The organism is Paraburkholderia dipogonis (genome assembly GCF_042680985.1).
GTDB classification, from domain to species: domain Bacteria; phylum Pseudomonadota; class Gammaproteobacteria; order Burkholderiales; family Burkholderiaceae; genus Paraburkholderia; species Paraburkholderia phytofirmans.
The window spans coordinates 37,881-49,829 of sequence record NZ_JBHUFR010000045.1 but is presented as its reverse complement, the minus strand read 5'-3'; the positions used below and the strand labels follow the sequence as shown (position 1 = coordinate 49,829).

The 11,949-nt window shown below is 57.0% G+C and carries 9 protein-coding genes and 1 pseudogene; 3 read left to right on the top strand and 7 right to left on the bottom strand.

From position 1 onward, the window contains the following. Positions 1–251 precede the first annotated feature (251 nt). Positions 252–466, top strand: a pseudogene (locus tag ACFSNN_RS38890) (IS21 family transposase); the annotation flags it as partial. A gap of 1,299 nt (positions 467–1,765) precedes the next feature. Beyond that, positions 1,766–2,557 (top strand): H-NS family nucleoid-associated regulatory protein, encoded by a 792-nt coding sequence (locus tag ACFSNN_RS38885; RefSeq protein ID WP_134465301.1) that lies wholly within the window; start codon positions 1,766–1,768, stop codon positions 2,555–2,557. Between the two features lie 143 nt (positions 2,558–2,700). On the opposite strand, the gene ACFSNN_RS38880 is transcribed toward ACFSNN_RS38885, so the two are convergent. Together ACFSNN_RS38880 and ACFSNN_RS38875 are read right to left on the bottom strand one after the other, a co-directional pair. Beyond that, positions 2,701–3,573, bottom strand: coding sequence for a hypothetical protein (locus ACFSNN_RS38880; protein ID WP_134465302.1), 873 nt, complete (start codon positions 3,571–3,573; stop codon positions 2,701–2,703). A 219-nt stretch (positions 3,574–3,792) separates the two neighbouring features. Continuing rightward, positions 3,793–4,320 (bottom strand): hypothetical protein, encoded by a 528-nt coding sequence (locus ACFSNN_RS38875; RefSeq protein ID WP_244323020.1) that lies wholly within the window; start codon positions 4,318–4,320, stop codon positions 3,793–3,795. A 591-nt stretch (positions 4,321–4,911) separates the two neighbouring features. Between ACFSNN_RS38875 and ACFSNN_RS38870 the strand changes: the two genes are divergently transcribed. Continuing rightward, positions 4,912–5,664 (top strand): HEPN domain-containing protein, encoded by a 753-nt coding sequence (locus ACFSNN_RS38870; protein ID WP_134465304.1) that lies wholly within the window; start codon positions 4,912–4,914, stop codon positions 5,662–5,664. Between the two features lie 414 nt (positions 5,665–6,078). Here ACFSNN_RS38870 and ACFSNN_RS38865 read toward each other — a convergent pair whose 3' ends face one another. The 5 genes from ACFSNN_RS38865 to ACFSNN_RS38845 all read right to left on the bottom strand — a co-directional run bounded on the left by ACFSNN_RS38865 (position 6,079) and on the right by ACFSNN_RS38845 (position 11,919). After that, complete coding sequence (locus tag ACFSNN_RS38865) at positions 6,079–9,873, bottom strand: hypothetical protein (protein WP_134465305.1); 3,795 nt, start codon at positions 9,871–9,873, stop codon at positions 6,079–6,081. Between the two features lie 223 nt (positions 9,874–10,096). Next, the gene (locus ACFSNN_RS38860) at positions 10,097–10,417 is read right to left on the bottom strand and encodes a hypothetical protein (protein WP_134465306.1); all 321 of its coding nucleotides are present in this window, start codon (positions 10,415–10,417) and stop codon (positions 10,097–10,099) included. Positions 10,418–10,686: 269 nt separating this feature from the next. Next, positions 10,687–10,893: a BPSL0761 family protein gene (locus tag ACFSNN_RS38855; RefSeq protein WP_377689168.1), complete on the bottom strand. Its 207-nt coding sequence runs from the start codon at positions 10,891–10,893 to the stop codon at positions 10,687–10,689. Further along, on the bottom strand, positions 10,883–11,242 hold the full coding sequence (locus ACFSNN_RS38850) for a hypothetical protein (protein WP_134465307.1): 360 nt from the start codon (positions 11,240–11,242) through the stop codon (positions 10,883–10,885). The genes ACFSNN_RS38855 and ACFSNN_RS38850 overlap by 11 nt, the downstream gene beginning before the upstream one ends. 155 nt (positions 11,243–11,397) lie before the next feature. Then, the gene (locus tag ACFSNN_RS38845) at positions 11,398–11,919 is read right to left on the bottom strand and encodes an HAD domain-containing protein (protein ID WP_134465308.1); all 522 of its coding nucleotides are present in this window, start codon (positions 11,917–11,919) and stop codon (positions 11,398–11,400) included. Between the last annotated feature and the right edge of the window lie 30 nt (positions 11,920–11,949).

Genomic DNA, 11,949 nt, shown 5'->3' with positions numbered 1-11,949 from the left:
TCCAGATGCTCGTCGATGGTGTGCGCGCCAGAGCCGCATGAAGACAAAGATATCGCAAAATGTCTCTGATGAAGCGAGTTTTCGAGGACTGGTTGGATATCTCGAACGAACTTGTGCCATTCAACAAAATCCGGCCCAGATGAGAGTCCGTCCTCGTTGCCATGCCATTGGCGCGCGCAGTTGTAATAGATGCAGCAACGCAGTTAGGAATTGATACACCTCGTTGTAGGGTTGCTCCTTTTGGGCGGCCGGTGATCAGCTACGAGGAGTACATGGAAATCGAGTTTCTGCGTCGCCAGGGAAACAGCCTCCGGGACATCGCGGTCGAAACCGGCATGTCAGTCAACACGGTTCGCAAGCATCTGGCATCGGGTCCGCCGCAACGTAAGCCCCGTCAGCCAGTCGTCGGCAATCTTGCGCCGTTCAAAGATATCTGCAAGAGCGCGTCGAAGCAGCGAAGCCGGACTGAATTCCGGCGACGGTGCTGAAGCGGGAGATTGAGGAACGCGGTTATATCGTCTGCGCGGGCCGCAGCGGCTCGATTGGTAGCGCCCCGTCCTGTTCCCGGCCCTTGACATAGCGGACGTTTTGCGTCGACAGGCCCGAGGATAAAACGCGGCGGCTGCACTGGTTTCCACTTCAACAAGGAAACAAGATGTCAGCGCCGAAGCAGCATACACAGGACAGACTCAAAGTCATCGAACTCTTCGCCGGAGTGGGAGGCTTCCCGCCGCGTAATGCACATGCAACGTGGGACCTCCGGATCAGCGATCTCGACGGTACGCACCCGATATGCGAGACATGACACAGTCGAAATCAAAACCCGAATGAAACCTGGAAACGAATCACCTTTGTTCGCCCTTATAGACATATTCGGCGCATAAGCATTCGCGCTCGTCCTCCCGTAGTCTTCACACAGCGGGTTGCAATAAGCGATCATCTGGTCGATCGCGTCCGCTGGATCATCTGAATGCATCACCGCGATATCGTAAGGCGCAGCCGGCCCGTACCCGCCTCGCGCAAATGCCAGCACATCATGCGCCGAATCAAACTCCCAGTTCGCTAGTGCCTCATATGCCGGTCGGAGAACGACTCGCGGGTACCTTACCCAACATCACGATTAAAGACATCTCTTTGTCATTCTTGACGTCGATCTACAATTGACGAACATCACCGGCACTCAACACTCGACCTCCCGATGTTTCACGAGGGTATCCCGTAGAGGCTCACCGTTCAACGTTTCAAATACTCCAGGTTCCTTCCCCGCCTTTGGACCTGTGCTTATCCCCCTCAAACCGGGGCGGCCCGCCATGGCGTAGCTTAGCCAAACCGATTGCAAGCAGCGGCTGATGGTCAAGCGAGCCGGCTTAAGATGGTGCAGCGCATGGCTAAATGGTATTGAGTTTTGGGGACAGCCTGTTCCTTACATCTGTTAGAGGACACAGGTATTGCGACCCGCTTTTATCCGGCTTTCGAATAGGTCGCGGCGGTCGGAATGGCGACGTTGCGTTCAGGAATGTCCTGCCTTTGCGTGCACGCGTCTAGGCCACTCGCATGTGCAGTTTGTTAAATGATCATGGAATGTCGAAGAGGTAACATCTGACAGGACAAGATGCCTCCAAGAGTCCGAATGAAGTATCTGTAATGAATAGAATGATGAGTCTTCTATTTGTGCGCATGAGATTGCATAAAGAACAGTCACGCTCCTCTATGTCTGTGGCATAGTGCGACAATCACACAACAATCACCACCTAAAGAGATAAACATGGCAACCCTCGAATCTATTCGAGCACAAATCACGAAGCTGGAAGCTCAAGCAGCAGCGGTAGCTGCAAAGCAAAGTTCGGGCATTCTCGATAAGATCCGCGACTTGATGGAAAAGCACGGTCTTGTGATTGCTGATATCGAGGCACATTCCGGCAAGAAACGCGGCCGCAAACCAGGCGTCCAAGCTACGGACGCGCAAAGGGTCGTAGCGGCTAAATATCGCGACCCGAAGACCGGCGCAACCTGGTCAGGACACGGTCGCGCGCCTGCCTGGATTGCAAGTGCAAAGGACCGAACCAGGTTTGAAGTCGCCGCCGGTTCCGGTGCACCAACCCCGAAGGCGAAAGCGACTGCCAAGGCCGGAAACTATGTGCGGGGCCCACAACCCGCTTTGTACCGTGATCCGAAGAGTGGCGCCACTTGGAGCGGGCGTGGACGCGCACCGGCGTGGATTGCCAACGCGAAGGACCGTGCTAAGTTTCTGATCGCGGGGGCCGCCGATTCGAACATCGCTTCGGTGGCAACTGAAAAGGCGCCGGCAAAGAAGGCGGGAGTCAAGAAGGCAGCGCGGAAGACGACGACAAAGTCCGCCTCAGTGGAGAAGAAGGTCGCCCGCTCTGCCCCGTTAGCCAAGAAAGTAGCGTCCAAGGCGCCGCCCGCAAAGAAGGCCCCGTCGAAGAGTGTCCGCAGCAAAGGCGTAGTGGCACGGAAAGCTGAAACGGCGACTACGCCTTCGGTGGCGGCCAGCAATGAAGCCAACGACTCGGTCAGTGCGCCGAGCGGTGAGTGAGAGCTATCGCCTGAAGCAGATAGGAGTAAAAGTCGGCCACTGAGGCAGCAAGGCCTCTACGCGTCAGTGGCCGACATGTTTTTCTGCGTGAATCAAGACGACCACTGAATGGCCCGGGGAATTTTGTGTAACCTGATCGTCAGTCAGCGTTGCAGCACTCCGACGATCTCGCCAACAAACTGCAACTGAACGCCCTTGCGAGCCTGCTCAGACCGTGGCACGCCCGCGAGCATAAGATGCTCAACTGTGAATTTGTAGAGCCCCTGACTCGCGAGACGCTCCATCGCGTCAGATACCGCGACGACCGAACAGGCGATCTGTCGACACCCTTCCGCTGTTGTCGCGCTCCATGCCAACTTTGGCGAATATCGGAGCATCGTGTGATAGCCGACCAGTCGCTCGACTTCCCTTCTCATCGTTGTAGCGTTGTGCTCATATCGCAATTGCCGACTCGGCTCGTACCATAACCACTCGTCAACCGTCTCACCAGTCAACGGATTGACGATTGGCATGAAGGTCTCATCTGGACGAACATTTAAGATGTGTCTGCCAGTTTCAACGTCGGTGAATATCCGCGTTCCCTTCCCTGCAGCCTCATAGTTTGCAGCACGAGTTACAGCATCGCCAACGATAAAAGCGCCCAGCGAATGCTTCACCTTATTCGGCTCGTGGATGTCTCCAAACGCGAGGCCGCCTCGGCATAACAGACCTAGTAACGCAGCCTCCTGCATCAGGTAGCGCCCACCATCAGTGACCGATCCAATATCATCGGACCAAAGAAACGCGCAGTCGGAAAGCTGTGCAATTTTGAGATTCGCAACAGCATTCTTCGTCCGTGCCAGCGTTCGACGGAATGCCAGCAGAAGCTGAGCTGCGAGCAATTGATGTCGATCAGCCTTTGTTGCATCGATCTTCCAAGGCTCGCATTGCTCCCGCCCAAGGTCTAGCCTTCCTCTCGTCAGCGCGCTGAAGCCCAGCATGTCGACAAACAGAACTGCCCCCTTGTAGCTTTTCATATAACGGCCCCCTCAAACCGCATCTACCACTCCCCGAAGATTGTCCCACTCATCGGCTGCCGCCAAATTCCATCGATTTGTTAACGTCGGCAGTCTCATCAATAGCATCTGCTTATGATGCAGCGCACGGTCGATGCGTCGGAAAATCGGAGGTGAACAATTTTCCGCAGCCATCGTGGTTCTCACGAGACTCATGACCCATCGTTGCAGGCATGGCCTCTATTTTGCGGCCCAATCGAACTCGCGAATGAGGAACCCTGTGGCATGCACGGCAAGAGCGGCATCTTCATCCGTCACATCGCGAAGGTCGTATTTGTGGACCTCGTTGTGCTTGCCTCTTGGATGCAGCCGGTTCACGATATCCATGGCGGAGCAGATTGTTCGTGACTTGTCGATACCGAGTTCGTTCTGAATGGCTCCCATGACCTTGCCCAGGTCCTTCTCCAGAATCTGAGCGTCACCGGTCCGATGATAGAGCCAATGTGATCCCATCGCGGCACACGCGTTGCGACATTGGTCGACAACGGACGTCGGAAGCTCGCGATAGGCAACGTCGAGCACACGCATAATGGCCACGCGGACGGCCTGCAGACTTGCCGGTGGCACTCGCGTTTCATCGAGCTCCGGGAGGATGCCCATGGCTGACTCCGCGCGGAGGGTGGCCATCACGTCGGCGTTCAGGGTACGCTCGACCTGCAAAATGCGCCAAAGTGAAAATGCCCCAGCGACGCCAATCGCAAGCTGCAAGCCTTCCCCTCGATTGGGAAGACCCAAGAGCTCTTGACACTCCATGAATAGATTAAGGTGCTTTACGATGCGCCCATCATTTCGACCTTGCGCGATATCAGACACGAGATTCGAATGAGCATTGACGGTCCACGGCTCCGAATTGCTAGCCCCTTGCTTCTGAAAAATGCGCCCTCTCCGCACGCGAGAGACGGCGTCAAACGAATCTTCTCGAAAAATCCACCCGAACGGATGGGTTTCAATGTTGACTGGCAGATTAGTCAGGTCCGCCGGCGATTTCACCAAGGTACATTGTGAGAGAACCGGCGTTGGAAGCGACAAGAAGCACGCGCTATCTCTACCCTCATAAATCAACCCAGCGTCTCTTTCAATTCCTAGTCGCGACATGGCAAATCCCGGCATGATAGTACTGAGACTATACAAGGTCGTGCGACGCGAGGGGAGCGCGGCCCGTGATAATGCATCGTCGCGGACACCCGATGAGTCGTGCGGCGCTATGAGGTAGACTCTGTTCAGCGGTCGGATGCCTGACCAGACATTCGCCGAGAGAAGCAGGCAGCGTAAATCTATCCTCAGAAAAATAGCCAGACAATGACCTACGTGGACGCCGCTTTAAACGACTTTGCCGTTCGCTCATTCCGAGAAATTGCCGATGGTGACTATATCGCTGCACGTCTGTCATTTCGAGCGAGTCTTATGCCTCAGTTCCTCTGGCAGAGCCTGCAGGCAATTGAGAAGTATCTGAAGTGCGTTTTGGTACTTAATCGAATCAAGGCCCCTCGAAGCCATCATCTCACCGAGCTTCTCGAAGCGCTCGAACGCGCAAACAAGTTTGAAATGCGGATGAGCGACCAAACACATAAATTTCTGCAATATCTGGATACTTACGGTCGCTTTCGATACTACGAGACTCCCTATTACGTTGTTGGAGACGAACTGTTTCGACTGGACAAGGCGGTCTGGGAGATTCGCCGTTACGCGCGCGTTATCGACTACGACGTGAGCCTTGCAGACGGCCGCAAAGTCCACCTGCTCTCACATGAACTGGAAAGGAATGAGCGCGCGGAGTCGCAACCGCCGCAGCAGTTCTCAATTGTGGGCGGACAACTAGAAAAGATCTTGGCCAAACGAGACCATCCAAGCCGGTCGGCCCTTGTCTGGCACAACTTGTATTTCGGCGCTGGCCGTCGGACGTCTGTCCGTCATCGCAGAATGATGTCAGCCGGCAACTCGCCCCTATCGCTTCATCCTGAGATTCTCGATGAAGTGCTCAAATACGTCTTCCTTCCCAAAGACGTGGTCGCAGCCTATCGCGAGCAGTCTCGAGACACGAAGCGCCCATGAAACGACGCGGGGGGGCCACTTAATGTTCAAACCCGTTGTGCCGCGCCAGGATTCTCCCCGGACCAGCCAATGGTACCTCGGCACGACGCCTGACACCGCTTGAACGCGCTGTCGGAAGCGCACTTCCCGACTCATCTTCCAGTCTTTACCGTCAGGACGGAAATCCCAGGTGTCCGTTCGGTCAGCGCACTCCCCTACAAGCGTGTACGCCGTACGGCAGATAGGGACGCGGCGCCGCGCACGCAAGCAGCGCGAGGCGGATGACAAGCGTCGTGTGCGGCATCCGCACTGTGCCTGACTCGGCGAGCCGCTGAGCCCTGTCCGGGGCAGGCAAGAGGTCGTCGCTGGTGAGTGCCTTCATCCATTGAGACATCCGCACCCGGACGGCCGAGGCTTACGGCCTGTGCCAGACGGCTATGGTTCAAAGCGCTCGTCGCGCTCGCGGTCGCGCTCCGCTTCCCACCGCCTTTCGCGCTCAGCCTCCTCCAATAAACGAGCCTTTCCTGCCGCAGCATATAAGCGTAACTCGGGCGGCAAGGAAAGTTCAGCGGCATCTAGCAATTGAGCATTCGCCTCAATGAGCACAGCGCGTGAACCGCGCCAGCTCCGAGGGGTAAACCTGTCGATGAACTTCTCAAGAACCGCCTTTCTGTCGTGGGGGGTTTCCAGTAGCGCGATAGCCTGCTCGGACCAGGACAACGGCCCACCAGACTCTGCGCGACTCGAGAACCGCACGAGCGAAGCCGCAACTTTGTACCGGACACCCGGAGCAGCGTCACACCACTCAACCAGCACCCGGGGTGGCACCACGTCAAGAGGATTACCTCGGTGACCGACAAGGTATTCGAACGTGTCGATCCACCTCTCTTCCTCAAGACCGTCGAAAAGAGCGTCAAGCACCGCAATCGGGTGAAACTCCAGCAGCACCCGCAGAAGGTCAACATGACCCGACCAGTTTGTTACATGGTCAATACCGGCCTGCCTCAACTTTGTGGCAAGGCCTGCAGCAACACGTTCCGCATCAGCGCTCGCGAGACAGCTTTTCGCAATTTCCGCCAGTTCATAGTCGAGTCGCTCCCGGTTCGTCGACACAAACGTCGCCGCCCCCATGAGTTCGTAAGCGGCCTCTGCGATTCCATGGTCCAATGGACGCTTCGCAGAGCGATCAGCGAAAATCCGCATATGCAGGATTTCCATGGCGATGCCCCAGCCACCGGGAGCAGAGGCAATTGCAAGCAACAACTCCTTCAGTGCGGCTCCCCGCAACTCCGCTGTGATGCCGCCGAATTTCAGATAGCTGAACTGCGAGACGGGGCTCATTCCAGCCCCGACGGCACCGATCAGCCTCGCAGCGCCCCTTTCATCTAGCGGCCTCGACGCCTGCAACTGGACGAAGACAGGCTGAAGTGCAGGATGCTCATAGGCCGAATCCAGAATCCGTTGGGCAGTATTCTGATTTGTCTTCCAGACCTCGGCGACATAACCGCGCAACACGTGCGCGTCCCACTTCTGCGACGAAGCTCGTTCAAGAGTTGCTGCGATGCGCGACCACGTTGCGACCGGATCTGCAGACCCGGCGGCCAGTCCCGTGCCGAAACTCCACGCCTGGCTCCCGCCTGAAAGGAAGTCGGGAACAAGCTCGGCGAACGCATTGTCATCAGACGCGACCATCACCCCGAGTTCGCGTGCAAGTGCCGCAAGTCGTTCAGACTCGTCGGCAAACGCCCGCCCGACACACATGTCTTCCAAGTCAAGGCCACCCGAGACTTCCCCAAACACCACTGCGCGTACACGTTCGACAAGTCCACGCGGACGCAACTCGATTTCCAGGGCTCGGAGTCGGGCCGTAGTGGCCGGATCGAACTGCTCGCCATCCAGACTGAGTGTTTGCATGCAAGCAGCCCAGCCCTCTTGCCAGAACCCGTCATCTGCAAATTTTCGACTCAACTGCTCCAGTTCATCGAACATCCCGGCCTGCGCCCATAGGCCCCGGAAGTTACCCGCGACGAGTGCACGAAGTTCGTCGCGGAGAACATTCTCCTCCAACGCCAGCCTCGCGACAAAAGCTAGCGCGGCACGATACCACCGCTGAACTTCCTCGACAGTGTTTGCGGAGTGGCCGAAGTCTCGAGACCTCCCGCCGAAATCATAGTGTTCCGAAGAGGTGAAGTAGTCTGCGACCAGCACCTTCCCAAATGCGCTCATGCCAAGCGTCACGGACTTGGGCTCGCCGGATTTTAATAGCCGCTCGATCACGCCCAGACGCTGGGCAATGGAAGCGTGAGTTCCCGATAGCTGAATTGTGAACAACGAGGCAAATGATTGCCCCACCTCCTCCGCCTTGTGTGAATCGCGGCCTTCGGTCGCGGCACGCCCAAGCATCGCAACACTTCGCTCAAACAGCGGTGCGTCGTATGCGAGGGAGCGCAACAACCTCGCGTTTTCGACCCAAACCTCAGCAGCGGTCTCTTGACCGGCGCAAACAGCGCGCTCGAGCGCCCTGAGCGTTGCCTCAGGGTCAACGGGCGCGACATTCTTGAACATCGTAGTTTGCAGCGGGCTGAAGGCAGTAACATCGCCAAGCATGCCGCCATCGCTTAGCCACTTGCGAGCAATCTCAATGGCCTTGGGATGGCTAGTGAGGTACGACAGGCGTCGCGAGAATGAGCGCGCCAGATGTTCGTCGCCACCCGTGACGAGCATCTTCTCAATCAGCGAGTACGGGATATCCTCAAGCGCACGCGCTGCAAGGCGATTTGCGAGCGCGTGTGGAAGCACAGCTCGCCACACACCTCGCTGCTGGACGAGCTCACGCCGGAGCAGCTCGCCGACATGCCGATACAACGTCAAGGCGGTTTGGCCGACGAGAGACGCGATGCGAGCCAACGCCGCGCTTTCCCCCTCAAGGTTCTCGCCATCAAACGAATACACGAGTGAGCAGGCCTGCCCCGCAAGCAGCAAGGCATCGTCCAGCTTATGTCGCTGCCAGAAGAGCCGTTCGAAAAGTTCATCGTTCGACAGCCCGGTGATGCTGCCGGACCGCCCCACCGTCCCGGCGAGGGCAACTGCAATTCGTGCATTACCACCAGAGGCGTCCGTGATGGTTCGCGCGTCTACCGAGGACAAGTGCGGGAAGCGACGCTCGACCAGCTTGCCAATGAGTTCGGGTGATGAGGTATCCAGGCTTACAACCTGTGTACCCTCGGGCTGGTCATCACGAACGTCGTACTCGACCGTGAGCACGCTGACTGTGCTGTCCGGGCCACGGCAGAGCTCTGTGAGCGAACGATGCAGTGTTGGCGGACAGTTATCGACTATCAGAACGGCGCGCGCCCGATTTGCTATCAGGTTGGTTGCCATCGCAGTCGGCTGCGGGTCCGGGTCGTCCGAGAGATTCGTGTAAACGGCGTGTGAAGGGGCGAGCGCCCGTTCGCCGACACGGGCATCAAACAACGCCTGAACGAACCGGGTCTTTCCGACGCCTGACAGGCCGACCAGCCGCACAACGCTTCCAGGGTTTCGGAGTTCGTCGCGTAGCGAGTCCATCGCGTCAGGGACGGAGGTAGCCTCGGAATTCTGCTGCCAGCCGAGGTGCACGCGAAGTTTCGCATCGAACAGGTATTCCGTCTCGATTCCTTCGCCTGCGCCGCTCCACTCACCATAGGGACGCCAACCCTTAAGCGCGCGCCCCACCTTCTGGCGGACCCAGGCGATCAGTCCTGGATGGCACTGAACCCAGCTTGCGACACGCCGGCGGTCGTAAAAATCGGTATGCAGTTCTGCCGCACCGGGTACATCTGAGAGCGCTTCGCGCATTGCTTCGCGACGGTCACGCAAGGCGCCGTCTGCTGTTGAGCCTTGCGAACTGACGATGACATATGCCCCAGCTGAGTCAGCAAGTTCTTGAATCGCAGGCCGGATTGTCGTGTTCGGCCGCATCTCCTTGAGAATCGCGGCGCGTGGCATATCTGGTTTCTTGACCTGGAAGCCTGTTGAGGCACGAGGAACATATCCTTCGGGCGAGGGCGGCGACGTCAATTCGACCCGAACGTCCAGCCCGCCATCAGGGGCGGTTTGGCTGCCACCCCACGTTACCGCCGCCGTCGAGAGGCCCTGCGCAGCCAGCTCGGCCTCACAAAGCAGAGCAACAAGCTCACGCAAATCGGTGTCGTTCAGTCGCTGAATGTCGTCTGGGGTAACTTCGAACATCGCAGTTTGGTCTTGGTGGAATTGGCGAATATTCTAGCGCGCCGGGCATCGCTATATGAGCGTTCGAAGTGTCGCCAGAAAGACCAACGGCCACCTTTAGGTGGCCGTCTCATGCGGGCAACGCAGGCTTCACCTTCGATCCTGCCGGCGCAGTATTGGTCCGCTAGCCGCGCCTCGCCGCCCGCAATTCCCTAGCGCCCTCGCGCGCGCCAGACATTTCGTTTCAATTGTGGCGGCAGATACGTCTCGTCAACGCACGCGCCGATACAGAAATCGCAACGCGGATCGCCAACAGAACAGTTACATCATAGTAGACGTCGGCAGAGGAGACCATCTCCCGGGCTGGATACTTTCGTCTCAGAATACGCATGAACTTCCGGCGCAGCCATGCCCGTCGCGCAGCGCGAGAGAACAATCTCTCCGCTTGTTGAGGAGCTTGCGCAATAACGTCGAATTCGACCCCATCGATGTAGCCAGACAATGAAAATCCTGTTGGACGTTGAGTCAACCAAGCTACGTAGCCGTATGCAAATACTTCGGTCATTGTCACTTTCTCCCGTGACTACACGATCTAGGATCACTTATCCTGCAGCCCGAAGCAAGGAATCGTTCGCTTCTGTTCACGATCCGTATTCCCGCGTTCTTCTCTGAACGCCTTCCAGACCACGACAAGAACGTAGAATCGCCACTCGCGATACGGAAGTACCGCGTCCTTACGCACAGAGGCATGTACAAACAGTTTTATAGCGCCCGCAGCAAGTCCTCAAGGGATGGATACAGTCAATCTTGAGAAAAATCGCCCCTCGACACCAATCAATATCTCCCCGCTTCCCGTTGGGGCCACTCGAGCCATATCGTCTCGCCAGCAATCAATCTAATCATCCCGTCGTCGGGATAATGCCTGAGGATGCGAACTGCCAGTTCTCGCAGTTCACCCGCGTCAAGTTCCGCAGACAATCTGGACAACCTCAAAAGTAGCCTGCGCGCCTCAATGAGTGCCCTCGCCCTTTCATCTGGCATCGTCGCGGCTATTCTCCTGGCCGTCGCCAGCTTCGGAAGGATGACTCCATATCGACCCAACACGGAAGTTTCCGAGTTCCGGCCCGATCAGGACCACTCGAACGTGGTCTCGACTGGCCACTTCTCGCGCCGGATCGGATTCCGCAAATGTTGCGGGCAGGAACGCCTCATAGGTTGTTCCAACGCAAGTGCCATGTTCATGCACCCACAAGTCTTGAGGCACCAAGACCTCACCAACTTCGTCGCCGTCCGACGGATCCGCGTAAGCCGGAAAGGCCAACACGTAAGCATTCGGATCTGCTTTTTCCAGACAGGCCATCAGTTCGCGGACTCTCACGTCTTCGCCCAAAGCTCTCGCGGTTAAAAAATCAACATATCGAGCAATAGGCAGTCGGGCGGTCTGGTCATCATTCGGTCGCTGTTGCGATATGCGAAGCCGCGTTGGAGCACATTGTCGATGACAAGAACAGGACGTTGGCAGTCGGCGTGCCAGTCGATGGATGGCTACAGGAACTGCTCTGCAAGGCGAAGCTTTAAGAGATTTTGAGTCTCTACATCGCCCAACCCGAGTCTTTCGTCACAACGGACCACGTGAGAAAGATACTCATCGAAACCATCGATTTCATCGTCAACCGCGAGCCATCTGGTCAAACGATGAGTCCTGACGTAGCGGAGAATCTGAATCCCGCGCCCCATCGTAGGCCACGCCCGAGCGTCGTAGTATTTCGAATGGTACGTCGCGCCGGCGACCCGTTCCCTGAGCAACGGTGGCAAAGCGTTCCTTGCTCTTTGGTAACCTAAAGCACGCACCCATGACGTCGAAAGAACGATTTCCAGAATCGCATACGGTTCGAGGCATTCAATCAGGATATTCGAAAACTCAAATAGTTGAATCGATGGGGTGGTACTTATGATGCCCCGACGCGTTCGAACCGCTCCAAGCCTGTGCATCACACCGTCAAAATCGAGAAATAAGACATGCCTTTTAGATGCAGGATCATCTCTGACGTCTTTCTTCTCGTCCATATGAGTCTCGCTACCGCCATCTGCTCAATG

What these genes read in the sequence shown, in the direction of transcription:
- ACFSNN_RS38885 (WP_134465301.1), top strand. Translation starts at nt 1,766, where the DNA reads ATGGCAACCCTCGAATCTATTCGAGCACAAATCACGAAGCTGGAAGCT.
- ACFSNN_RS38880 (WP_134465302.1), bottom strand. Translation starts at nt 3,573, where the DNA reads ATGAAAAGCTACAAGGGGGCAGTTCTGTTTGTCGACATGCTGGGCTTC.
- ACFSNN_RS38870 (WP_134465304.1), top strand. Translation starts at nt 4,912, where the DNA reads ATGACCTACGTGGACGCCGCTTTAAACGACTTTGCCGTTCGCTCATTC.
- ACFSNN_RS38865 (WP_134465305.1), bottom strand. Translation starts at nt 9,873, where the DNA reads ATGTTCGAAGTTACCCCAGACGACATTCAGCGACTGAACGACACCGAT.
- ACFSNN_RS38860 (WP_134465306.1), bottom strand. Translation starts at nt 10,417, where the DNA reads ATGACCGAAGTATTTGCATACGGCTACGTAGCTTGGTTGACTCAACGT.
- ACFSNN_RS38855 (WP_377689168.1), bottom strand. Translation starts at nt 10,893, where the DNA reads ATGCCAGATGAAAGGGCGAGGGCACTCATTGAGGCGCGCAGGCTACTT.
- ACFSNN_RS38845 (WP_134465308.1), bottom strand. Translation starts at nt 11,919, where the DNA reads ATGGACGAGAAGAAAGACGTCAGAGATGATCCTGCATCTAAAAGGCAT.